Source organism: Algoriella sp. (assembly GCF_036647415.1).
GTDB lineage: Bacteria > Bacteroidota > Bacteroidia > Flavobacteriales > Weeksellaceae > Empedobacter.
Genome location: NZ_JAVXKG010000003.1, coordinates 51,649 through 77,602, shown reverse-complemented (window position 1 = coordinate 77,602; position 25,954 = coordinate 51,649). Strand labels below are relative to the sequence as shown.

Sequence of the window (25,954 nt, the reverse complement as noted above, 5' to 3'; positions counted from 1 at the left end):
GTACAGAAGCATCAAATTCAGGATCAGTTTCTAAAATTATAGAAATCCCTGGAGATTACTGTAACGGGGATTTATATTATGATTCAGGAGGAGCAAATGGAAATTATTCTCCAAACGAAAATATAACGAAAATTTTTAGACCATCTGTTGCAGGTGAAAAAGTTTCTCTAACTTTCTTAGAATTTGATTTAGAACCAAGAGATACAAATCTATACGATTATATGAATATTTATAATGGTGTAGGAGCAAATGCGACTAAGTTATTTGAAAATGGAAAACAATTAAATGGAAATACAATTCCTGGTCCATTTGTATCTACAGATGATTCTGGTGCAATTACTTTACGTTTTATTTCAGATGGAGGTTTAGAATTGAAAGGTTGGGCCGCAAAAATAAACTGCGCAAGTTTAGGTATTAATGATATTAATAATTTAGAGTTTAATATTTATCCTAATCCAACGACAGACTTAGTTAATGTAAGTACAAAAGAAAATATTGTAGGATATCAATTATATGATTTTTCTGGAAAATTGTTAACAGAAAAAACTAAAGTAGATAAAAAAGAGGTTAAAATTAATTTAGAATCATATCCTAAAGGAATTTATCTTTTAAATATCAAAACAGATAAAAGATCTTATACTCAAAAAATTACTAAAAAGTAAATACTGAGATTAGCTATAAAAGGGATTCAATAATATTGAATCCCTTTTTTTTATAACTCTAAACTTAATTGATCAGGCAATAATTTAAAAGTCATTCGATGATACTGTGTCGCACCAAACTCTTTTATAGCTGCACGATGCTCTTTTGTTGGATAACCTTTGTTCTTTTTCCAATTATACATGGGGAATTCTAAGTGTATTTTTTCCATATACTCGTCGCGATAGGTTTTTGCTAAAATAGAAGCCGCAGCAATATTCATGTACTTAGAATCACCTTTTACAATACATTCGTGTGGGATATCATGGTATTTATTGAATCGATTTCCATCAACAACAATTAACTCCTTAGGACAATCTAATTGATCAATTGCCCTATGCATTGCCAAAAAACTAGCATTCAAAATATTTATTTCATCAATTTCATTCGGCCAAACAATACCAACAGCCCAAAATTTTGCATTATCTTCAATGAATTTTCTCAATGAAATTCTTTTTTTTTCGGACAATTGTTTTGAATCATTAATGATATCATTCTCAAAATCATTTCCCAAAATAACAGCTGCAGCAATTACAGGACCACTCAAACATCCCCTTCCTGCTTCGTCGCAACCTACTTCATATTCTAGATTTGATAAATTTTTATACAATTTTCTACTTTTTCAGCAAATTTAACATAATTTATTAAAAAAAAGTTTTGTAAATGTTAGAGAAATCTTAAGTTTATATAAGTTTTAAAAAATGTTTTAACAGATGAGGAGAAATTTAAAAAACTTGTTTGTATTAGGGGGGCTTCTTTTAGGAGCATCTTTATATGCACAAGAAAAGACAGTTACAGGTACTGTAACTGATCCAGATGGTTTTCCAGTAGCAGATGCTGTTGTAAAAAGTTCTTCGGGAAAAGAAGTTTATACTGACGAAAATGGAGTTTTCAGTATAGAAGCTATTTCTGGTGATAAAATTACAGTTACATCACAAGGTTTACCAACTCAAAATTTTGTTGTAGGAGATTCAGCAACTTATAAAGTGTCATTAAAACAATCTGATACAATTGAGTTAGAGGGAGCTGTAGTAACAGCATTAGGAATTACAAGAGATAAAAGATCTTTAGGATATTCAACACAACAAGTTTCAGGAGAAACAATATCAGCTGCTCCAGTTTCTAACTTTGCAGATGCTTTATCTGGAGAGGTAGCAGGTTTAGATATTAAATCTTCAGGAACAATGGGTGGATCTTCTAATATGGTTATTCGTGGTTTTGGTTCATTAACTGGAAATAATCAAGCTTTAATTGTTGTTGATGGGACGCCAATTAATAATGGAACTTCTAATACCGCTGATCAAACAACAGGTAGAGGAGGTTTTGATTATGGTAATGCAGCTTCGGATATTAACCCAAATGATATTGAGAGTTTAAATGTATTGAAGGGGTCTGCGGCAACTGCTTTATATGGGTCTCGTGGTCAGAGTGGGGTAATTATGATTACAACAAAAAGAGGAAAAAAGAACAAAGGTATAGGTGTTGAGTTTAACTCAGCAATAACTATTGGTACGGCTGACAAAGCAACTTTACCAAAATACCAAACAAAATACGGAGCTGGATATGATGCAGAAGGATCATCAGCAATTAATCCTTATTTTGATGCAGGACCAAATGGATCTTTAGCAACACAATTTGGAGCAGATGCTTCTTATGGTGCAGCATTTGATCCTAATTTAATGGTTTATCAATGGAATTCATTATTCGAAGGTTTATCAACTTACGGTAAAGCAACACCATGGTTAGCAGCTAAAAATGACCCTAATTCAATTTGGGGAGTTTCATCAACTTATGTTAATTCAGCTTCATTTTCAGGAAGTAATGATCAAGGAAGTTTTCGTTTAGGAGTTACAAATAACTTGACAAATGGAAATCTTGTAAATAGCGAATTAAAGAGAAATACGGTAAGCTTTAATGGAGAATATAAATTAACAGATAATTTAAAAGCTACTGCAAGTGTAATCTATACAAATAACAAAGGAAAAGGACGTGTAGGTACGGGGTATGATGGTCTTAACCCTATGCAAGCTTTCCGCCAATGGTGGCAAACAAACGTTGATTTAAAAGAACAAGAACAAGCTTATTTATTAACAAAAAGAAATGCCTCTTGGAATGTTAAAAGTTTAACTAACAATTCTCCTCAATATACGGATAATTATTATTGGGTAAGATATGAGAATTTCCAAAATGATTCAAGAGACCGTTATACTGGTAATGTAGCTTTAGATTATAAAGTAAACAACTGGTTAAGCTTTACAGGGCGCTATAGTTTTGATAACTATGATGAGTTAAGAGAGGGTAGAGTTGCTGTAGGTTCTGCAGGATCTTTAGGAGAATACATGTATTTTAAACAATCTGTATCAGAAAATAACTATGATTTCATGGCTAATATTAACAAAAATATTACAGATGATATTAATTTTGATGCAAACGTTGGTTGGAATTTACGTGTAGAAAAAACAGATCGTTTTATAGGAAGTACAAATGGAGGTTTAAGTATACCAGGTTTATTCACGTTAGCAAATTCTAAAAATGCATTAACAGCGGCTGATATTTCTCAATTTCAAGGTACTAAAAAAGTAGATGGTATGTTTGCGCGTGCAAGTATCGGTTTCTATAACATGTTATATATTGATGGGTCTATCCGTACAGACAGATCATCAACTTTATTATCTACAACAGAAAAAGGAAATAGATATTGGTACCCTTCAGTTTCTACAAGTTTTGTATTCTCAGAATTAGTAAAAGGGTCGTTTATTAATTTTGGTAAAGTAAGAGCCAACTTTGCAAGAGTAGGTAATGACACGAATCTGTATAATTTATACAATACATATGCATTAAATGCATCATTTAATGGTACAGGATCAGCAACTAATCCTTCACAATCAAAAAATCAGTTTTTGCAAAATGAAATGATGCGAGAATATGAAGTAGGTTTAGAAATGGGAATGTTTAAAAATCGTGTTAGTTTTGATGTGTCTTACTACAACAGAAAAACATATGATTTAATTACTCCAGTTGATATTTCATCTTCATCAGGATCTTCGTCGCTTTGGATGAATGCAGGTGATATGGTAAACAAAGGTATAGAAGCTGCAGTTACTTTAATTCCTATCAAATCAGAAGATTTTACATGGAAATTAGGTGTTAACTTTGCGAAAAATACGAACGAAGTTACAGCATTAGCAGAAGGTGTAAATTACTTACAGTTAGCTAGTTTGCAAGGTTCAATTTCTATTGGAGCACAGGTAGGTGAAGCTTATGGTGTAATTAGAGGAACAGGATTTGTATACGATGACAACGGAAATAAAGTTGTAAAAGCAAATGGTCAATACCAAGCTTCTGCTTCTACAACAGTTATAGGAAACATGAACCCAGATTGGACAGGAGGTGTTAAAAATACATTTACGTATAAAAATTTAAGTTTAAGTTTCTTGATTGACTTTCAAAAAGGAGGAGATGTATTCTCATTAGATACATGGTATGGTTATGCAACAGGTTTGTATGATAACTTTACATCAGGACTTAATGACTTAGGAAACCCAGTACGTAACTCTATTGCGAATGGTGGTGGTGTTATTTTACCAGGTGTTGATGCAAACGGTAATGCAAATACAGTTCGTGTAGAGGCAAGTACTGGTTACAATAACCCTTGGGGATATTTAGCGGGAACTGCACCTCGTGAAGCACACGTATATGATGCATCATTTGTTAAACTTAGAAACCTAACATTAACGTATGATTTACCAGATAGAATTTTAAATAGCGCATTTATCAAAAAATTCTCAGTATCTGCAATTGGAAGAAACTTATGGATTATCCACAAAAACGTACCATACTCTGATCCTGAAGCTGGATTAAGTGCCGGTAATATTCAAGGATTCCAATCTGGAGCTCACCCAACGATAAGAGAGATTGGAGCTAGTATTAAAGTTCAATTTTAAAAGAATTTAAACATGAAAAAAATATTATTAGGTATAGTAGCTGTATTTGCGTTAAATTCGTGTACAGATGAAGAATATGATAGATTAAATCATGATCCTATAAATCCAGAAGCTGTTCCTGCTAGTTATTTAGTAACAGGCGCAACAACCAGCTATTTTTATAGAATGATTTCGACAAACGTCAATCAAAATATATTTAGATTAGTTTCTCAATATTGGAATGAAACACAATATACACAAGAAACAAATTATGATTTAGAAGGAAGAAGTATCAGTGATAATTTATGGAATGAAATTTCTATGAATGTATTATATGACTTGAACGAAGCAAAGAAAATGGTGAATGCGAATGTTACTTTATCGCAAACACAAAAAGATAACCAAATTGCGATTATCGACTTAATGCAAGTTCAAGCTTGGCAATTGATGGTTGACACTTTTGGAAATGTTCCTTATTCAGAAGCATTACAAGGTGCAGTTAATACAAAGCCTAAGTACGATGATGCAAAAACAATCTATGCAGATTTAATTAAAAGAGCAATAGAATCTACGAATAAAATTAATGTTACGACTGCTGGTTTTGGTGGAGATGATATTATTTATAAAGGAGATATGTCTAAATGGAAAAAATTTGGAGCGTCTTTACAATTAAAATTAGGTATTCAGTTAGCAGACGTTGATGCAGCTTTAGCAAGCTCAACTATTACAAATGCAGTAAATACAGGTGTTTTTGCTTCTCAAGCAGATAACTTTACATTAGTGTATACAGGAGCTGAACCATATACAAATCCACTTTGGATTGATTTAATCAAAAGTGATAGACAAGATTTTGTTGCGGCAAATACAATTGTTGATCACATGAATGGATTAAATGACCCTCGTCGTGCTAAATTCTTTAGACAAAATTTAGGACCTGGAGTATACAAAGGAGGTATTTATGGTCAAGCAACACCGTATGCAACTAATACACAACTTTCTGCAACATTAGAGGATATTAAATATCCAGGAACTTTATTAGATTATACTGAAGTTCAATTTATATTAGCAGAAGCTTCTGCAAGAGGTATCGCAGTAGGTGGAGCACCAGCAGATTTATACAATAAAGCAGTTAAAGCTTCTTTCGAGTTTTGGGGTAATACAACAGCAGAAGCTGATGCATATTTAGCGCAAGCTAATGTGGCTTACGCTACCGCTCCTGGTACTTGGAAGGAAAAAATTGGTATGCAATATTGGATTGCTATGTACAATAAAGGTTTTGAAGGTTGGAATGTTTGGAGACGTTTAGATGCTCCTAAATTTAATGTTGCACAAGCAACAAAAACTCCAGTTCCTTTCAGATATACTTACCCAGTAAGAGAAAGAAACCTTAATAAAGCGAATAATGAGCAAGCTTCTTCTGCAATTGGAGGAGATAAGTTAGAAACTAAATTATTTTGGGATAAATTCTAAGATCATTAGTTTCATATAACATTTTAAAACCACCTCGTAAGAGGTGGTTTTTTATTTTAAACTAAATTTTGTAAATTCAACTCATTATTCAACACAATATGAGCCTATTAAAATTTATTATTTTCGGATTTTTATTTTGCATATTTTCTTATGGACAACAAGATAAATATGATATTAAATATTTAAGTTTAATTGAATGTGTAGATCAAGCTCCAGGACAATATGTGTATATAGGCCGTTCTAATTTATCTTATTTTCATAGAGAATTTTTTAAACAGAATAATGAGTTTGTAGCAGGAGATTGGGAGTTGAATGGATCTTTATATAATTCTGCTGATGATGCAAATAATGACTCAAATCCATATATATATGATATCGAATCTAGAAGTTATTTGGTTCCATATAATAACCCATTAATTATATATCTTAGACTTAATCAGGTTACCATGCCGCCAAGACAAGATAATAAACATTATGTTGTTAAATCGGTAACAAATTATTTAAAATATCCTCCAGTATTTAATACAACATTAGATGGTTGCGAAATTGATGAAAATAATCAAAAATATAATCTGAATGAGGATTATCTAATCAAAGAATTTCGATCAATTCTAGGAAATCCATATAATTTTGAGATTTTTCGTAAAACGACAGATATTAGTCCAATACCAGAATCCGAATGGAGTAACTTTATTTTAAGAAAAGGCGAATCAAATAAATTATATGTAAAAGTAACGTATAAAGACGGTACAATACCATGCTTTAGGTTTTATGAAATAACATTAAAACTCGTAGATTATTCTATTTCAATGGAAAATACAGAATATGAATTTTGTGGAACACCATTCCTTGTAGAGGGACCAAATGATTCTAATCTTTCAAATTTTGAATGGACTCATAATGGAATTGTTAAATCGACCAATAAAAATATTACGATTGATGAAATAGGAAAATGGATTGTTTCTTTTGAGAATAATTTAGGCTGTAGATCTAGTGTAACGGTTAATGTAATTCCTGAGAAAATATGGAATAGAATAGAAAAAATTACGGCAACATCTACAAGTGTTGTTATTCACCCATATCCAAATGCCAGTATTGTAGGATATTCATTAGATGGAGTCAACTTTCAATCAAGTAATAGGTTTGATAATCAAACGGATCCAATTTTTACTTTTTATTACAAAACCAAATTAGGCTGCATATTTGGACCATTTACAATGGATGTTGCAACAAATTTTAATTTCTTTACACCTAATGGAGATGGAATAAATGATAAATGGGATTTGAGAGGGAAGGAATTTTATAAGAATTATGTGCTTCAAATTTTTAATCGATCAGGAAAATCACTTGCTTATGGAAAAGTAATAGATATTTTACCTTGGAATGGAAAAGTAAATAATTTAACTCTTCCTTCAGATACATATTGGTATTTAATAACTGATGGAGATAAAACAATTAAAACAGGATATATCGTTTTAAAGAATAAATAAGTGTTACAAAATAAACCAACAAAAAAGCAAGCCATTTGGCTTGCTTTTTTACTATAAATATTTTTGATTCTCTTAATTTGAATAATTAGGAGCTTCTTTTGTAATAACAACATCATGTGGATGAGATTCCTGAAGTCCAGCTCCAGTAATACGAACTAATTTTCCGTTTTCAATAAGATCATTAATCGTTGCAGTACCACAATATCCCATTCCAGCTCTTAATCCACCACACAATTGGTAAATAACATCAGCAATAGAACCTTTGTGAGGAACACGACCTTCGATACCTTCTGGAACTAATTTATTTGCATCAGATTGAAAGTAACGGTCTTTAGATCCACGTCTCATAGCAGCTAAAGATCCCATTCCTTGGTATGCTTTAAATTTACGCCCTTGGAAAATAATTTCTTCACCTGGCGCTTCATCAGTACCAGCAAATAAACTTCCTAACATTACTAAATTTGCACCAGCTGCAACAGCTTTTACAATATCTCCTGATAATTTTATTCCACCATCACCAATTACCGAAACATTTCTTGTTTTGGCATATTCGTATACATCATAAATCGCAGAAAGTTGAGGTACTCCAACACCAGCTACAACACGAGTTGTACAGATAGACCCTGGTCCAACACCAACTTTTAGCGCATTTGCACCAGCATCAATTAATGCTTTTGCAGCAGAAGCCGTTACAATATTTCCTCCAACAATATCCAAAAGTGGAAAAGCATTTCTTACTTCGGCAACTTTACTAATAACACCAGCAGAATGTCCATGAGCAGAATCTAAAGCTACAATGTCTACACCTTTGTTTACCAAAGCTTGTACACGCTCTAAAGTATCTGCACCAACACCAACACCAGCACCAACACGTAAACGACCTTTAGAATCTTTACATGCATTAGGAAATTCTGTTAAATTGTCAATATCCTTGATTGTGATTAATCCGATTAATTTATTGTTTTCGTCAACAATTGGTAATTTTTCGATACGATGACGAGAAAGAATTTCTTTTGCTTTGATTAAATCTGTATTCAAATCAGACGTAATGATATTTTCTTTTGTCATTACTTCTTCTACTAATTGATCAAAGTTTTCTTGATAACGGATATCACGATTTGTAATAATTCCGACTAAAGTACGATCTTCTTCGATTACAGGTAAACCAGAGATTTTATATTTCTCCATCAATGCAACAGCATCTCTCAAAGTATGTTTACGTGTCAATGTAATTGGATCCGAAATCATTCCATTTTCAGAACGTTTTACCATGTCAATTTCATTTGCTTGCTCTTCTATTGACATGTTTTTGTGAATAAAAGATAATCCACCTTCGCGTGCCAATGCAATAGCTAATCTTGCTTCGGATACAGTATCCATTGCAGCAGAAACAATCGGAATGTTAAGGGTAATGTTGTCTGTGAATCTTGTTTGTAGAGATACTTGGTTCGGTAATATCTCTGAGTAGGCAGGCACTAATAACACATCGTCAAAAGTGAAGCCTGTTTGTAGAATTTTGTCTGTTAAAGGCATTGCTTTTTGCGTTACAAAATTAGATGATAAAAGTGTAGTATCAAAATTATTTAAGGAAATATATGATTCGTTTTGATTTTCTTATCATATGGTAAGAAAATAATTTTACATAGAAATTCTATCAAAATATTCTTTTAAATCCTTGTTGTTTAAAATAAATTGATTCATAATTTAATGTTTTCAATCTTCAGCTATATCAAATATTTATCTTATTTTCGCAAGATAGTTTATTGAACAAGATGGAATTAAATTTCAAAAAATGGAATAACATCTTAGGTGTAGCTATGTTCTTGATTTCGATTATTTTGTATTTATCGAGCATGGAACGCTACCTAAGTTTATGGGATTGTGGAGAATACATTGTATCATCTGCAAAGTTAGGAATTACGCATGCGCCAGGAGCTGCATTGTTTCAGATAGTTGGAGCAGTTTGGTCTGGATTAGCTTTTGGTGACGGAAGCAAATATGCAATTTTAATTAACAGTACTTCGGCATTTTATAGTGCAGTTACAATTATGTTATTGTTTTGGACAATCACTTATTTTGTACGCAAAATGTTTGCAAATACACAAGATCCAATCAATGTTGATGCAGTAGAAATGAATGCTTCACAAAAAATAATAGCTCTTGGAAGTGGATTAGTTGGTGCAGCAGCATTTATGTTTAGTGATACATTTTGGTTTTCGGCGGTAGAAGGAGAAGTTTATGCAATGGCATCATTGTTTACGGCTTTACTTTTTTGGTTGATTACAAAATGGGATCAAGCTGCAGATACGCCTCGTGGTAACAAATGGTTAGTTATTATCTCTTTGGTAATTGGACTTTCTATTGGTGTTCACTTAATGGCAATGTTGTCTATTCCAGCAGTTTGTTTTGTTTATTATGCACGTAAATATAAGTTTACAGTAAAGAGTTTTATACTTGCTAATATCATCACATTAGTTATATTGGTTTTCGTATTCAAACTAATTTTTCCATTAGTTATGACATTCTTTGGTAAAACAGAGATATATGTTGTGAATAATCTTGGAATGCCTTTTAACTCAGGAACAATAATAGCTACAATTATTTTAGCAATTATATTTTATTTAGCTGTTAAATTAACGCAGAAATACGGTTCAGCATTACTAAATACAATTTCGTGGTGTGTTATTTTTATGCTGATCGGTTTCTCATGTTGGTTGGTAATTCCTATCAGAGCGAATGCAAATCCACATATGAATTTGAATGATCCAGATACAGCTTTAGGTGTTTTAGATTATTTTAATCGCGAGCAATACGGTTCTTGGCCAGTAATGTATGGACCAGTTTATACGGCTCATATTGCAAATGATGGATTGAAACGTGATGCAAACGGAGCGCCAGAAAGCACAGTTCGTAGTTCAGAATATATAAAAGATAAACGTACAGGAAAATACTTAAAGGTTTCTGATCGTTTAGACTATAAGTACGAAGATAAATATGTGAAATTCTTTCCAAAAATGTTTAGTCCAGATCCTGGCGTAATGGAAAATTATGCAGCAGTTTATGGTTTTCCTAAGTTTTCGCTTAATGCTAAATATGCTGGTGACGAAGAAGCACAGAAAATGTACGCAGATTTGGTTCAGAAAAGATCAAATCGCGAATTAAAAGTTGCTGATCTTAAAAAATATGGAGAAATTTTAGAAATAGAACCTCCAACATTTGGTGAGCAATTTAATTATTTTGTTGATTATCAGATAAACTATATGTTTGTTCGTTATTTTATGTGGAATTTTTCTGGTCGTCAAAACGATTTGGAAGGTAATTTCGAAATAACAAAAGGAAATTGGATTTCAGGAATTCCATTCATAGACAATATGCGTTTAGGTGATCAATCTAAATTACCAGATGAATATAAAAATGATGGAACAAATGTTTATTTCATGTTGCCATTAATTTTAGGATTAATCGGTTTCTTTACACAACTTAATAGAAATTTTGTAAACTGGTGGTCATTATTATCATTGTTTGTCTTAACAAGCGTTGGTATTATTTTCTACACATCGGTAAAACCTTTTGAGCCTCGTGAAAGAGATTATGCATTAGTAAGTTCTTTTTATGCATTTTCTATTTGGATAGGTTTGGGTGTACAAGGAATTTATCTATTGATTCAGAAAATTCAGAAAAAAGAATTAAGCCCTTCATTAGCGTTAGGAACAACAGTTATTTTGGCAGGAATTCCAATTTTAATGGGAGCTCAAAACTGGAATGATCATGATCGTTCTGAGCGTTCTGTAGCTTATTCTTTGGCGTATAACTATTTGTATCCGCTTGATAAAAACGCTATACTATTTGTGTACGGAGACAATGATACATATCCACTTTGGGGATTACAGGAAACAGAAAATTTCCGCGATGATGTAAAAATTGCGAACTTAACGTTAGCTGCTTCACCATGGAATTTAGAGCAATTATTAAGAAAAACATACAATGCAGCTCCAATTCCTGCAAATCTAAAACCGAAGGATTATCAGACAGGAACAAATGATCAAATTTTTGTGGTAGGAGGTTCTCTTAAAAATGTTTTTGATCAATTAAATAGTTTTATCAAGCCAGGTTCTAATCAAACATTAGAAACATTAAGTAATTTACCAATAGAAGAAGTTGGACAATATTTAACTGATCCAGAAATTGATCCTAGCCAAGTAATGACGGTTTATAAAAACATTAAACCTTTAGAAAAATACTTGACACAAGATAGTATGACAGCTAAAGAGGCGATGGCTTTTCTTTTGGATAATAAATTGCCAGAGAAACAAGCATTAGCAGATTACTTTGGTTATCCAATTGGACAAGCAAATTATTTACCTGTTTCTAAAATTACAGTACCTGTTAATAAAGCAAATGCAATAAAATACGGAATTGTAAATGCAAAAGACGCAGATAAAATAATAGATAACTTAACAATCAATATCAAATCTTCTAGTTTATTCAAAAATAATTTGATGATGCTTTCTATGATGGCTAATTATAATTGGGATCGTCCAATTTATTTTAGTGGAGGAGGTGTTTCTGATCCAGAAAATACATTCTTTATGAATGATTATTTATTGAATGCTGGTTTGAGTTATAAATTAGTGCCAATTTATACACCATTTGGTAAAGGAGGTATTATTGGAGCTTCAGACAACGATATGTTGTTAAGAACATTCAATTCATACAAATGGTCGGGTTACAATAATCCTGATGCATCTTTTAGCTTAACAGAGCGTAATTATACATCATCATATCGTAATACAGCTGTAAGATTAGCAGATGATTTATTAGCTGCAGGTCGTAAAAAAGAAGCTATCCAAGTCTTAGATAAAGTAATGCAAGAGATTCCTGCATTATCGCAATATGATATTGGATACGGTGTGAGTAGAATTGCAGGCTTGTATGTAAAAGCAGGAGAAGATAAAAAAGGGGAAAAATTGTTTGCACATGTAAGAAAGCATGCCAATCAAAAAATAAATTTTTATGAATCTTTACCAGCAGCAAAACGTTATTCTATAGGTTCTGATTATGCAAGTGCCAAAAATGATTTGATGATGGCTTTATACAACGAAGCTTCTGCATTAGGAGAACGTGGAGATAAAGAGAAAGCAATAAAGTTATTTGAAACAGGTTATAATCCAATGTTGAAAAAATTTCAACAACTATACAATGAAGTCGTTGCTGACGGAAAAGTTGATGAAAATGATCAAGCTAAAATCATGAGTCAATTTAATTATTTAGACGAAATGATTGGTGTTGCAGCAGAAATTGATACCAATTATGCCAAACAACAACAAAACCTTTTGTATAAAATGGTAGGACAATAAGTTCTTAACTATAAAATTTAAAAAGCTCCAAATTATTTTGGAGCTTTTTTTGTACACTAAACTTATTGAAAACGAATTTGATACTAATTTCAGACTTAAGATTAGCTTAAGAATTGAACACTTTGGCACATAAATTGAAATTATACAAATAAGTTTAACAATTTTGATAAATATTTTAAAACATTATAAAATGAAAAAAGTATTATTAACAGCTGCTTTCGCAGTAGCAGGTATGGTAGGAGTTTCAGCTCAAACATCAGGAGTTGAAGGTACAGTTCACGTAGGTATTCCGGTAGGAGATGCAGCAGATTATTCTTCATTTAATGTTGGAGTTGATTTAGCTTATTTACACCCTATTGCAGATAATTTTAAATTAGGAGCTAAAGTTGGTTATGATCATTTTATTGCTGATAGTAATTTCAAAGATTTAGGTGGAGAAGATTTCGGATTTATTCCATTAGCAGCTACAGCTAAATATGAATTTAGTAATAACTTATTTGTAGGAGCAGATTTAGGTTATGCTTTTTCTACTAAAGATGGTTTAGATGGAGGATTATTTTGGCAACCAAAAATCGGTTATTCAGGAGCAAGTTTTGATGTATATGCAGGATATAAAGGTATTTCTGTAGATAATAATCAATATTCTAATTTTAATGCAGATGCAGTTTCTTTAGGATTTGCGTATAAATTTTAATCATAAGAGTTTAAAAAATAATTAGTGTTAATTAAGAGCTACATCGTAAGATGTAGCTTTTTTATTTTATATAGTTCGTTCTTTTAAAGTGTTAAAATTTTTGTTTTATATAATTGATAATAAATAGATTAGTGTTTTATTGGTTTTCTTTAACATCATTTGGCATATAACTTGGATTTACACTTGTATCATAATTAGAAAATTAAAATTATTACAAGATGAAAAAAATATTTTTTATTGCCGCTGCAATGTTAGGCGTTGTTAGTTTAAGTGCACAAGAAAAAACAACATCATCTCAGTTTGGTGTTAAATCAACTGTAAACATGTCATCATTCAATGGAGATGATGTAAAAGACAACGATTACAAAGTTGGTTTTAGCGCTGGTGTTTATGGACATTTTCCTATCACAGATCAGTTTGCTGTGCAACCAGAGGTTAACTTTACAAGAATTGGAGGTAAATTCAAAGATGATGTTACCGAGGTAGGAAATACAACAATTAAGGATAAGAATAAAACAACTTTAGATTATATTCAAGTTCCAATTATGTTCAAATATTATCCTGGTGCATCTCGTTTTAATATAGAAGCTGGACCACAATTTGGTTACAATGTATATGCAAGTAATAAGCAAGAAACAAGTGTTTATGCTAACGGAACTGTAAATACAATTTCAGGAAAAACAGATATCAAAGATAATGTTAAAGATTTTGATTTCGGTGTAAACTTCGGATTAGGCTATAATGTTACAGATAACATTAATGTTGGTGCAAGATATTACATGGGCTTAACAAAAGTAGGCGAAAATACAGATAATGGTACTACAGCTGCTAATGATATCAAAAATCATTCATTCTCTTTAGGAGTAGGATATTCTTTCTAAATAAAGAAATGTAATTCATAAAAAATGGATTCTGAATTTTCAGAATCCATTTTTTATTTTAATCTTTTAGCGCAATCTTTTTGATGGATTGAGTTAAAATTATTTTATTAATGATAAATAAAATTAGAACAATACCTAATCCAATTCCTACAACTTCCCAAATATGTGATTTTTCCGTTGCCATAAATTTTCCGACTTTGGTTTGTATCGTATTCAACACAAAATAAACCAACGGAATAGAAATAATGTAACTTATCAACATAAAAATTATCGAGAATTTAAGATAAGGACGTGCCAATTGATTGATATTATAACCTATCAAAAATAAATCTTTTGTCTTGTGTTTATTTTTTTCAATCATTAATTGAAAATTGATAATCATCAACCAAATTGCTGCAAAAACAATGATTAAACCAATAAAAAGAACCAATGTAAAGGCTAATTTTAGATAATAAGTCAATTCATTATTTTTTAATTCATCTTTATTGATGTCAAAATTTTGTTGCTCAAAATACGTTGAAGCATTTTCGTCGCTTTGCGATTTCGTTTCAACTACAATGCGCGAAGGTTCTGTATTTTTCTGATTTGCATATTTTTCATTCGCCCATTCCAAAAAGTTTTCTGGAACTAAAATTGTATTAATTTTTGTTGTAAAATCCACAATTCTGGCTTGATAAATTTGTTGGTTTTCACCTTTCCCAATAATTAATTGAAATGGAATTTTAGTAAACAATCCTTCCGAAACTTGCGGTAAACCTTGGCTTGTTGCAAAACCAAAATTGTACAAATTCAAATAACTTTTCGGAATAATAATCGGAATAAAATTTTCGCCCTCTTTCCATTCCCAATCTGATTTTTCTACTTCAATAAAATCTTCTGGTACAGATTCAAAAAATAAATCTGTCGAAAATCCTCTAATTCCAGCAATACCGCCAACTTGTAATTTTACAGGAAATTGACTGCTTTTGAAAGTTCCTACTTTCGCAACAAAATTTTGAGATTTTAATTCATTTATTTCATCTTCGCTAAAAGTTGGTTTTTCGCCCGTTAAAGTTTGTAATGAAGATATTTTTTTGTTTAAAACAATATAATTTGATTTCCAAATTGAGCTATCTTCTCCAAAATTTTTTGCATAATCCATGTAAATTGTTCCTGCTAAAATCAAGATGAAAAATCCGATGATAGAAAAGAAACAAAATGTGGTGATTCGTAGAAAACTCAAATTTTTACGAACCAATTTTTCGATTAATGTTTTAGAGTTGAATGACATTTGTAAGGCGTTTATCGTGAATTTCGTGTAAACTGGTAAATATAATTCCAGCATTATTTTTCGCAGCTTCTTCGGTTACCAAATCAATCAAAAGTTGTTGATTGACATCGTCCAAATGACTAAAAGGTTCGTCCAGAAGTAAAAAATCAAAAGGTTGACAAAGTGCTCTAATCACAGCAATTCGCTGGCGTTGACCATAAGAAAGATGAATAGCTTTTTGTTGTAAATGACTTTTCAAACCAACTTTTTCTATCCATTCTATAATTTGATTTTCGGATTGATGATTGGTCAAAACATTTTTTAGCTGAATATTTTCCATCAACGTTAATTCTTCAAAAAGATGTAAACCTTGAAAAACATACGCTAATTTTTCGCGCCGAATTTTCGTCCAATCAGTCAAATTATAATTTTTTATATTTTGATTATCAAATAAAATTTCGCCATCATAATCTTGTCTATCGCCATATAAAATATTAATCAATGTCGATTTCCCAACGCCAGAATGCGCAACGATTTGATAAATATTTCCACTTGTGAATGTAGAATTGTTTTTCCAAATTTCAGATTGTTCAAATCCAAATTCTTTTAAAGGATGAGGAACAATTTGATTTATTTTAATTTCCATTTTGCTGTTGTTGTGCTTGATTGAAAAATAATGAATATGCTTCATCTAAAAGTAATAAAATAACTTCTAAACTATTTTTATCCGACTTTTTCATGTGTATTTTTCCTGTTTTTGTGTATTCATCCGAAACGCGATAATCGATGTGATCTAAATGAGATAAAATGTTTTGCATTTCAGTAGTATTTCCAAACGGAATTTGCTGATAAATATAATTTTGAACTTCTTTTGGATAATTTTCAAAATTCAAATTTACAAATCCAAACATAGAATTCGACGCGCTTGTAGCGTATTCTGAAGTAACAAAGTTTGATGAGTTTATAACATTATTCAGAAACTGATTCATCTGCGCTTGATTATTTGTAACGTACATCAAATTGTTTTTATACGTCAAATAAATCGTCATATTTGATGAAATTGGCAACATATAATATTGTCCAATTTTCTTGATTTTTTCTTGATGAGATTGGATAAATTCATTAAAAAAGACATCATTTTTCATTTTTCCTCCCAAAACAAATTGTGGATAAACCACTTGTTTTACAAAATTCTCTTTTTTGCCAAAAAAATCGGTTGGGTTGAATGCTTTTCCAAGTTCAAAATCATAAACACTAAACAAAGCTTCGCCTTCAAAACTTTGTTCTAATTTAGCTAAATCGATGTCATATTGTTCAAGAAAAGTTGTGACAAAATTCTGATTTTCGAAAATATAACGCGAATTTGATGGATAAATTCCAAGTGCAACATTCATATAACTTTGTGCAGGAAAATATTTGAAAAAATCGGTGTTAATATTCGATTTCCACATCGGACGTTTCTGTAATTCTACTTTTGTAATCGCATCTGGATGAAATTTTTGTGTGAAATTTATTCCATCAGACGTAAAAGAAATCAAATTAACCCAAGAGCTTTTCGTAAAATCAAGATTTTTCTTAGAATTTTCTTCTTTCTTAGAGAAATTTTTCAGGAAATTTCCTGTGTACCAAACATTAATATCTTGAGAATTTTTCACAAAATCTGCAAAACTATTATTTTCCTTTGCAAGCGAATGTTTATCATTAATAATTTTGATAAAATAATCTTTGATTGATTTTTCGCCAACGCCAAATTCTGATGCAATGATTAGAAATTGTGATTTATTCCAAGCCATAAAAGGTTTATTGAAACCTGTAATTGTTGTAAAACCATTGTTTGTTTCAAGTGAAATTTCTTTTTTGTAAAGCCCTTTATAAATCGTTGTTAAATTTTCTTCGAATTGATCTTTATCTTTCATATTTGTGATCAAAGCAACCATGTTTTTACCTTCTATTTTTTGTCCAAAAACATAAATAGGGCTGATAATATCGATTCCCGCAGAAGTCGGATTATCTTTTATTGTTTTTAATAATTCATTCATTGCAGGATCTTGATTCTTGATTTCATTTTCTGCTAATTGATAAATTTTGTATTGATCTAATTTCTGAAAATTTCCTTTTTCCGCAATTGATTTTGGATTGATTAAGGCAACAAAATCTGCATCTGTCGGAATTAGAATAGTATAATCATCGTTTTTAGAACAGCTTGCAAAAAGCAAAATGCTGGCTAAAATTGAATAGTATTTTAAGATTTTTTTCATTTAATATTTATTTAAAAATGATTTGTAATCAGTTTTTTATCTTCCCAAAAATTAAAAAATTAATGCAAAAATTAATTAATTTAAGATTGGGATAAATTTAAGCAATTATTAATATGATTTTCGTTTCTATCACTATAAAAATATCTAAATTTTCCGTATATTCGCACTCCTTGATTTAGAAGATTTAAAGAAAGAATTTGATGGCAAAAAAGTTTAAAGAATATAAGCATTTGGACTTGGTACAAGTTTCAAAGGAAACATTAGAAGATTGGAAACAAAATAATGTTTTCGAGAAAAGTATCACGTCTCGTGAGGGAAAAGAGTCGTACGTTTTTTATGAAGGACCACCTTCTGCAAACGGAAAACCTGGAATTCACCATGTTTTGGCACGTTCGATAAAAGATATATTTTGTCGTTTCCAAACCCTAAAAGGTAAACAAGTTTTACGTAAAGCGGGTTGGGATACGCACGGTTTACCAGTAGAATTGGGAACTGAGAAAGAATTAGGAATTACAAAAGAAGATATCGGAACAAAAATTTCGGTTGAAGAATATAACGAAGCGTGTAAGCGTACTGTAATGCGTTACACAGATTTGTGGAATGATTTGACAGAAAAAATGGGTTATTGGGTGGATATGGAGGATCCATACATCACGTATAAACCAAAATATATGGAATCTGTTTGGTGGTTGTTGAAACAAATTTATGATAAGAATTTGTTGTACAAAGGCTATACAATTCAGCCATATTCGCCAAAAGCGGGTACAGGTTTGTCTTCGCATGAGTTAAATCAGCCAGGAACATATCAAGATGTAACTGATACAACGATTGTTGCACAATTTAAGGTGAAGAAAGATTCGACAGATTTATTCAATGATTTTGATGGAGATGTTTATTTCTTAGCTTGGACAACTACGCCTTGGACTTTGCCATCTAATACTGCGTTAACAGTTGGTCCAAAAATAGATTATGTTGTTGTAGAAACTTTTAATCAATATACATTTGAACCAATTCGTGTTATTCTTGGAAAACCATTGGTATCAAAACAATTTGGAAAACCATTTTTCTTTGCAGAAACAGAAGAGGATTTCACAGTTTATGCAGCAGGAAATAAAACAATTCCGTACAAAATAGTAGGAGAATACAAAGGTGCAGATTTAGTAGGAACTCGTTACGAACAATTATTACCTTGGGCATTGCCTTACGAAAATGCAGAAAATGCATTCCAAGTTATTCCTGGAGATTTCGTAACAACAGAAGATGGTACAGGAATCGTACACACTGCGCCTACATTTGGTGCGGATGATGCACGTGTAGCAAAAGACGCTGGTGTTCCTCCAATGTTGGTATTAGATGCAAACGGAAATACAGTACCATTAGTAGATTTACAAGGCCGTTTCGTAGCAGAATTGCCAGAAGGTTACGGAGGAAAATATGTGAAAAATGAATACTACGATGATGGTACAGCTCCAGAAAAATCGGTTGATGTAGAAATCGCGATTTTATTGAAAGAGGAAAATAAAGCCTTCAAAGTAGAGAAATATAAACACAGTTATCCACATTGTTGGAGAACAGACAAACCAATTTTATATTATCCATTAGATTCTTGGTTCATCAAAGTGACTGATGTAAAAGACAGAATGGTTGAGTTGAACAAAGAAATTAACTGGAAACCTAAAGCAACAGGTGAAGGACGTTTCGGAAATTGGTTAGAAAACGCAAATGATTGGAATTTATCTCGTTCTCGTTATTGGGGAATTCCATTACCTATTTGGAGAACAGAAGATGGTGACGAAGTAACTGTAATTGGTTCTGTTGAAGAATTAGTTACTGAAATTGAAAAATCAATTGCTGCTGGAGTTCAAAAAGTAAATCCTTTCCAAAATTTTGAAGTTGGAAATATGACAGAATCTAATTATGATTTGATTGACTTACACAAAAATGTTGTTGATGAAATTACGTTAGTTTCGGCATCTGGAAAACCAATGAAACGCGAAGCAGATTTAATTGATGTTTGGTTTGATTCTGGAGCAATGCCTTATGCGCAGGTTCATTATCCTTTCGAGAATAAAGATTTAATCGATAGCGGAAAAATGTATCCAGCAGATTTTATTGCAGAAGGTGTCGATCAAACACGTGGTTGGTTCTATACTTTGCATGCAATCGGAACATTAGTTTTTGATTCAAAAGCATACAAAAATGTAATGTCGAATGGATTGGTATTAGACAAAAATGGACAAAAAATGTCTAAACGTCTTGGAAATGCTGTCGATCCTTTCGAAACATTAGCAACTTATGGACCTGATGCTACGCGTTGGTACATGATAGCGAATGCACAACCATGGGAAAACTTAAAATTTGATATTGCAGGAGTAGACGAAGTTCGTCGTAAATTCTTCGGTACATTATATAACACTTATTCATTCTTCTCATTATATGCGAATGTGGATGAATTTACATTTGCAGAAGAAGAAATTCCAGTAAGTGAAAGAGCAGAATTAGACCAATGGATTATTTCTGAATTGAATACATTAACAAAGAAAGTTGATGCATTCTTGGCAGATTATGAACCAACGAAAGCAGCTCGTGCGATACAAGAATTTGTGATTGATAATTTATCAAACTGGCACGTACGTTTATCAAGAAGACGTTTCTGGAAAGGAGATTATTCGAAAGATAAAATTGGAGCTTACCAAACATTGTACACAGTTTTAGAAACTGTTGCTATTTTAGGTTCACCAATTGCGCCATTCTTTATGGATCGTTTGTACAAAGATTTGAACGCTGCTACAGGTAAAAATTCAGCAGAATCTGTGCATTTAGCAGATTTCCCACTTGTGGACGAATCATTAATCAAACCAGAATTAGAAGAACAAACACACTTAGCACAAACAGCGACAAGTATGATTTTATCGCTTCGTAAATTAAGTGATAATAAAGTTCGTCAACCATTACAAAAAGTAATGATTCCGGTACTTAATGATGCGATGAAAGCTAATTTAGAAGCTGTATCAGAATTATTGAAACAAGAAGTTAATGTAAAAGAAATACAATTATTAACAAACGAAGAAGCTTCAAGTCTTTTGGTGAAGTCTATAAAGCCTAATTTCAAGACGTTAGGCCCGAAATTCGGAAAAGAAATGAAAGCTATTTCGGCTACTACAGCTTTATTAACGAATGAAGAAATTGTTAAATTAGAGCAATCTGGCAAAATAGATTTGCTAATTGACAACAAATCATTAACTTTAGATTTAGAAGATTTTGAAATCGCTACAAAAGACATTCCAGGATGGACGGTAGCTTCTAATTCAATATTAACGGTAGCCCTTGATTTACAGTTAACTGAAGAGTTAATAAATGAAGGAGTAGCGAGAGAATTGGTAAATAGAATTCAGAATCTACGAAAAGAAACAGGACTAGAAGTAACCGACAAAATAAAACTTAACTTAAAAAATGATGAATCAATCGTAAATGCAGTCAATCAAAACAAAGATTACATTTGCTCAGAAACATTAACAGAAGAGCTTGTTTTACAAGATGAAGTAGTTGATGGGGCAGAGGTTGATATTAATGGATTGGTGACGCAAATTGCGATAACAAAATTGTAAGCGTATGGCAACGACAGATGAAAAAGTAAGATATTCTGATAATGAATTAGAAGAATTTAAAAATTTAATTCAAAATAAATTAGACCAAGCAATTAAAGATTACGATCTTTTAAAAGAAGCATATACAAACGACAGTAATAATGGGACAGACGATACGTCACCAACTTTTAAAGCGTTTGAAGAAGGTTCTGAAACAATGTCTAAAGAGCAAAATGCACAATTAGCAGCACGTCAAGATAAATTTATTCGTGATCTGAAAAATGCATTAATTCGTATCGAAAACAAAACATACGGAATTTGCCGTGTAACAGGAAAATTGATTAATAAAGAACGCTTGAAATTGGTTCCGCATGCTACATTAAGCATCGAAGCAAAGAACATGCAACGTTAAAAAAAATATTTTTTGAAAAAAGTAGCGCTCATTGCCGTTTTGGTTTTAATTATAGACCAAATCTCAAAATTTTATGTCAAAACCAACTTTTTTTTGGGCGAAGATGTAGACGTTTTAGGTTGGTTTAAAATTGCTTTTGTAGAAAACCCAGGAATGGCTTATGGAATGCATTTCGGAGGAGAAACAGGTAAAATTATTTTAACTATTCTACGAATTGCTTTAATAGGAATGATTATTTATTATATCAATACTTGGTCAAAAAAGCTAAAAAATAATTTCTTCATCATACCAATTGCACTGGTTTTAGCAGGAGCAATAGGTAATGTAATTGACGGAATTTTTTACGGTGTAATTTTCGATAAAGGAACAACGTATGACAATATGTTTCAGGATTGGGTAGGATATCAAGGAGTAGCGCAAGCAAACTTTGCAGGATATTCTGGTTGGTTCACGGGATGTGTGGTAGACATGCTTTATTTTCCGATTGTAGAGTTCGATTGGCCAACTTGGATACCAATTATAGGCGGACAACATTATAAGTTCTTTCAGCCGGTATTTAATGTTGCAGATTCTGCAATTTTTATAGGAGGACTTAGTTTATTCCTTTTCCGTAAAAAAGCTTTCACAAGTGAAGACGGCGTAAGATTAAGATTTTAAAAAGATAATCCCGATAATGATTTTATTATCGGGATTTATTTTATATTTATAATAAGATATGTTATGAATACAAATACAATGGTAAAGAGTTACAAGACGAATTAAACCTAAATCTGTACGACTACGGAGCACGAAACTACGACCCTGCTATTGGTAGATTTTTTAATTTAGATTAAGTGAAAAATATATCATTAGTTATTATATTATTAATTCAAAATTCTCCTACAGACATAATAAATGAGATTGCAGGTAATTCAATGACAGCTTCTGTTACTTTAGGTCGATTCAGTTACTCACATGGTAGGACTTCTTAATAAAGGTATTATACAACCAAGAGGAGCAATGTCAAATAATATAGGTCTTGGTAAATCAGGATTAGTAATAAGTCAACAAATATCTAATACTGTAGTTTGGAGACCTTTTAAATAGATAAAAATGAGAAAAATATTATTATTAATTACATTATCTATATATTATGGATGTGGAGAATCACAGTGTAACGACTTTCATAAAATAGTTTTAAATCAACAATCTAACATTATTGTAGATAGGAATTACAATACAGAAAAGTCTTCTTTTGCTTTAGGTACATTAAAATTAAAAGGGAGAAATCTAGAGACAAATAAATCCGAATATTTTCATCCTGACACAAGGGGCTGGCAACCATTCGCACAATATATTTCAAAAGGAGATACGGTTTTAAAAAAGAAAGGTGAAGCAATTATGTATATTTATAAAAAAGACTCTATTGTTTCTATAAGTTATGAAAATTTTTGTGATAAGACTAAATTTAGTCAAGATAAAGTGTTAAACATTTTCAGAAGAGATAGTGTAAAGTAATCCAAATAGGGTGGTAGCGTTCCAGATGTGTTGCTACATTACAAACTTCTTATTCAGGAGAGAGTAATACAAACTTTTTAAATAGAAATTCTTCAACTAATATTTTTGATGAACCGCTAAATTTATAGACACTAACTAAAACTATCCAACCATAGGAAAAGTGCCAACCATAATGAATGGAAGTGTAATTTTACAAGAAAGATTTAAATATTCAAAAAGATAATTATGAAATTATTTAAGTTATATATATTATTAACTTTTTTTCTTTACACATCTTGTAATAGTTATTATCAAGTTCCGCTATCATATAAAAAACGATATCGATACTAGCACAAAAAAAGGTGATACCAGAACCATAATATATACTAATGTAGGCTCAACTGATAACAATAAAAAATAAGAATAATGAAAAAACTAATAGTATTAATAATATACTTATTTATGTTTCAATATGTATCCGCCCAAAATGATTCAATAATTTTCAAATATCAAATACCTAACAATATTTTATTTTTAAAAAATGAAGTGGATTTAAGTAATGATAATTCCATTTTACTTGATGGAATTATTGAAAGATTAAATTTATATAAAGATAAATCAGATTATTTGATAATGATATATATATTCTATAACTCAAAAGAAAAACCAAAGTATATTTATAATAGACTTGAAGCTATTTTAAATCATTTTAAAACGCTTGGATATAACAGAGAACAATTTGTTTTTAAAATTAATAAAGCAAGTAAGTTCGATTCAACCAGTTCTTATTCTTTTAATGTTATAAAAATATGTACTGATAGAAGATACTAGGTAGGTTATCAGATGTGTTGCTACATTACAAACTTCTTATAGGGGAGAGAGTAATACAAACCTTTTAAATAGATTTATTAAAATGAAAAAAATTAAATTACTTAAATATTTATTAACTATAATTTTATTATTTTTATTTACTTTTCATAAAAATAGTTGCACATTTTTTAAAACAGATGCCGAATTATTTTTAGAAGATTTTCTACCTCTAGAATTCAATAGAGTAATTTATAAAGGAGATATTATTGATTCATCTAATCACATGGAACCTATGATGGATTTTGGCCAATATTGTCTACCAACCTTAAAAACTTGGAGAATGAGAATTAAAAAAGGTGATACAATTTCTAAATCTAAAAATAGTACAACATTAATTATTCATAAAAATAAAAAAATAGAAAAAGTTAATTTTGATACTTTAGATATAAACTTAACAAGTTTACCTTGCGAATGTTCAAAGTTAAAATAATATATTAAGGTAGTGTTTCAGATGTGTTGCTACATTACAAACTTCTTATTCAGGAGAGAGTAATATACCACAAAGAACTCATTATAGTCTTACTGGAGAAGGTTCAGTAATGGAGGAATCAAGGATGATGAAGAAAGTTAATAAAACTACTTGGATTATAGATGATAAGGCTTATAGTATTTTACAAAAAATCCAACAAACCAAAAAATAATGATCTCTTTTATTAAAATAATTCCCGTATTTATTCTATTGTCTATTGTTATTAGTTGTAGTAAGAAAAACTTGAAAGAAACATCGAATGATTTAAATTTTAAAAAAGAAATTAATAATCCTAAAAATTCTTTTCTAATTAAAGAGTTGAATAAACATAAAATTAAACCAAGTAAATTATTTATTATTGAGGAGATAGAATATCCAAATACTTATAGATATATCTATGATGAATTTTCGAATAAAAGATATTTTGTAGAAGGTAAAGGGTATAGTAACGATGTAAATTTTAGAAATATCAATCAAATAAAAAATAAAGATTATTTTCTATTTGATTACTATGAAGAAATAATTCTATTTTTAAAAAAGAATGAAATTCAGGAATTGAAAAGTATTAAAAATTTACATTATACAGATGAAAATTATACATATTTTGAGATACTTGACTTTGAAAATAAAAGTTATTTAAAAGATAGTGTGAAATATTTTGGAGATAATTTTGAAGTAAATTCAAGATAGGTAGTGTATCAAATCTGTTGTTATTGCACAATGGGTACTGTTTCAGAAGTGTTAGTGCAACGCATTAATTACAAATAAATTCACAATAATATAAAAGGCAAACATTTGTTTGCCTTTTGTTATTTTATAAGTTTTAGTAAATCCTTTATTTCTTTATCGGAGATAGAATTTTGCTCGCTTTTATCGTAAAGAGAAAGTAGATAAATCTTTAATAAAAACAAAAACCTCTTTTCAAATTAATGAAAGGAGGTTTTTTGTTGTGGTCCCTACTGGGTTCGAACCAGTGACCCCCTGCTTGTAAGGCAGGTGCTCTGAACCAGCTGAGCTAAGGGACCTATTTAAGATTTTTTTCGAATAGACTTCTTATTGTCTAATTGTGGTCCCTACTGGGTTCGAACCAGTGACCCCCTGCTTGTAAGGCAGGTGCTC

The 25,954-nt window shown here is 31.0% G+C and carries 20 protein-coding genes and 2 tRNA genes (1 of these 22 cut by a window edge); 15 read left to right on the top strand and 7 right to left on the bottom strand.

Going from position 1 to position 25,954, the window contains the following annotated elements; all coding sequences use genetic code 11:
• Positions 1–662 (top strand): CUB domain-containing protein (locus RSC72_RS01995; protein WP_332578395.1); only part of this gene is annotated, 662 nt, incomplete at its 5' end.
• 50 nt (positions 663–712) lie between these two features.
• Here the strand turns inward: RSC72_RS01995 and RSC72_RS01990 are convergent.
• Positions 713–1,309, bottom strand: coding sequence for a ribonuclease HII (locus RSC72_RS01990; protein WP_332544554.1), 597 nt, complete (start codon positions 1,307–1,309; stop codon positions 713–715).
• Between the two features lie 103 nt (positions 1,310–1,412).
• Here RSC72_RS01990 and RSC72_RS01985 point away from each other — a divergent pair, with 103 nt between their 5' ends.
• The 3 genes from RSC72_RS01985 to RSC72_RS01975 all read left to right on the top strand — a co-directional run bounded on the left by RSC72_RS01985 (position 1,413) and on the right by RSC72_RS01975 (position 7,582).
• Positions 1,413–4,643 carry a SusC/RagA family TonB-linked outer membrane protein gene (locus RSC72_RS01985; RefSeq protein WP_332544555.1) on the top strand — a complete coding sequence of 1,077 codons (3,231 nt, stop codon included), beginning with the start codon at positions 1,413–1,415 and terminating at the stop codon, positions 4,641–4,643.
• 12 nt (positions 4,644–4,655) lie between these two features.
• The gene (locus tag RSC72_RS01980) at positions 4,656–6,092 is read left to right on the top strand and encodes a SusD/RagB family nutrient-binding outer membrane lipoprotein (protein ID WP_332578394.1); all 1,437 of its coding nucleotides are present in this window, start codon (positions 4,656–4,658) and stop codon (positions 6,090–6,092) included.
• 98 nt (positions 6,093–6,190) lie between these two features.
• The gene (locus RSC72_RS01975; RefSeq protein ID WP_332544557.1) at positions 6,191–7,582 is read left to right on the top strand and encodes a T9SS type B sorting domain-containing protein; all 1,392 of its coding nucleotides are present in this window, start codon (positions 6,191–6,193) and stop codon (positions 7,580–7,582) included.
• Positions 7,583–7,654: 72 nt separating this feature from the next.
• Here the strand turns inward: RSC72_RS01975 and guaB are convergent, their stop codons facing one another.
• On the bottom strand, positions 7,655–9,115 hold the full coding sequence (gene guaB / locus RSC72_RS01970) for an IMP dehydrogenase (RefSeq protein ID WP_332544558.1): 1,461 nt from the start codon (positions 9,113–9,115) through the stop codon (positions 7,655–7,657).
• A gap of 239 nt (positions 9,116–9,354) precedes the next feature.
• Between guaB and RSC72_RS01965 the strand changes: the two genes are divergently transcribed.
• From RSC72_RS01965 to RSC72_RS01955, 3 genes are all read left to right on the top strand, one after another.
• On the top strand, positions 9,355–12,939 hold the full coding sequence (locus RSC72_RS01965; RefSeq protein ID WP_332544559.1) for a DUF2723 domain-containing protein: 3,585 nt from the start codon (positions 9,355–9,357) through the stop codon (positions 12,937–12,939).
• Between the two features lie 190 nt (positions 12,940–13,129).
• Entirely contained in the window at positions 13,130–13,633 is a 504-nt protein-coding gene (locus tag RSC72_RS01960; protein ID WP_332544560.1) for a hypothetical protein, read from the top strand.
• 218 nt (positions 13,634–13,851) lie between these two features.
• Positions 13,852–14,514 carry a porin family protein gene (locus tag RSC72_RS01955; RefSeq protein ID WP_332544561.1) on the top strand — a complete coding sequence of 221 codons (663 nt, stop codon included), beginning with the start codon at positions 13,852–13,854 and terminating at the stop codon, positions 14,512–14,514.
• A 58-nt stretch (positions 14,515–14,572) separates the two neighbouring features.
• Here the strand turns inward: RSC72_RS01955 and RSC72_RS01950 are convergent, their stop codons facing one another.
• The 3 genes from RSC72_RS01950 to RSC72_RS01940 are packed head-to-tail and all read right to left on the bottom strand — an operon-like array spanning position 14,573 to position 18,021.
• Complete coding sequence (locus RSC72_RS01950) at positions 14,573–15,784, bottom strand: ABC transporter permease (protein ID WP_332578393.1); 1,212 nt, start codon at positions 15,782–15,784, stop codon at positions 14,573–14,575.
• Positions 15,768–16,409, bottom strand: a complete 642-nt coding sequence (locus RSC72_RS01945; protein ID WP_332544565.1) for an ATP-binding cassette domain-containing protein — start codon at positions 16,407–16,409, stop codon at positions 15,768–15,770. Before RSC72_RS01945 ends, RSC72_RS01950 begins: the two co-directional genes overlap by 17 nt.
• Entirely contained in the window at positions 16,399–18,021 is a 1,623-nt protein-coding gene (locus RSC72_RS01940; protein WP_332544566.1) for a DUF4836 family protein, read from the bottom strand. Before RSC72_RS01940 ends, RSC72_RS01945 begins: the two co-directional genes overlap by 11 nt.
• Positions 18,022–18,221: 200 nt before the next feature.
• On the opposite strand from RSC72_RS01940, the gene ileS reads away from it, so the two are divergent.
• The 8 genes from ileS (at position 18,222) to RSC72_RS01900 (ending at position 25,525) form a co-directional block, all read left to right on the top strand.
• Positions 18,222–21,629, top strand: coding sequence for an isoleucine--tRNA ligase (gene ileS, locus RSC72_RS01935; protein ID WP_332544568.1), 3,408 nt, complete (start codon positions 18,222–18,224; stop codon positions 21,627–21,629).
• A 4-nt stretch (positions 21,630–21,633) separates the two neighbouring features.
• Entirely contained in the window at positions 21,634–22,020 is a 387-nt protein-coding gene (locus RSC72_RS01930; protein WP_332544570.1) for a TraR/DksA family transcriptional regulator, read from the top strand.
• 12 nt (positions 22,021–22,032) lie between these two features.
• Positions 22,033–22,677, top strand: a complete 645-nt coding sequence (locus RSC72_RS01925; protein WP_332566325.1) for a lipoprotein signal peptidase — start codon at positions 22,033–22,035, stop codon at positions 22,675–22,677.
• A gap of 44 nt (positions 22,678–22,721) precedes the next feature.
• Positions 22,722–22,853 (top strand): RHS repeat-associated core domain-containing protein, encoded by a 132-nt coding sequence (locus RSC72_RS01920; protein WP_332566327.1) that lies wholly within the window; start codon positions 22,722–22,724, stop codon positions 22,851–22,853.
• Positions 22,854–23,112: 259 nt separating this feature from the next.
• The gene (locus tag RSC72_RS01915; RefSeq protein WP_332566324.1) at positions 23,113–23,517 is read left to right on the top strand and encodes a hypothetical protein; all 405 of its coding nucleotides are present in this window, start codon (positions 23,113–23,115) and stop codon (positions 23,515–23,517) included.
• 405 nt (positions 23,518–23,922) lie between these two features.
• On the top strand, positions 23,923–24,327 hold the full coding sequence (locus tag RSC72_RS01910; protein ID WP_332578392.1) for a hypothetical protein: 405 nt from the start codon (positions 23,923–23,925) through the stop codon (positions 24,325–24,327).
• Positions 24,328–24,409: 82 nt separating this feature from the next.
• A complete protein-coding gene (locus RSC72_RS01905) occupies positions 24,410–24,796 on the top strand; it encodes a hypothetical protein (RefSeq protein WP_332578391.1) in 387 nt (128 codons plus the stop codon).
• Between the two features lie 210 nt (positions 24,797–25,006).
• The gene (locus RSC72_RS01900; RefSeq protein WP_332578390.1) at positions 25,007–25,525 is read left to right on the top strand and encodes a hypothetical protein; all 519 of its coding nucleotides are present in this window, start codon (positions 25,007–25,009) and stop codon (positions 25,523–25,525) included.
• Between the two features lie 260 nt (positions 25,526–25,785).
• Here the strand turns inward: RSC72_RS01900 and RSC72_RS01895 are convergent.
• Both RSC72_RS01895 and RSC72_RS01890 read right to left on the bottom strand, forming a co-directional pair.
• Positions 25,786–25,860, bottom strand: a tRNA-Val gene (locus tag RSC72_RS01895).
• Between the two features lie 42 nt (positions 25,861–25,902).
• Positions 25,903–25,954 (bottom strand) — tRNA-Val (locus RSC72_RS01890) (it continues 123 nt past the right edge of the window).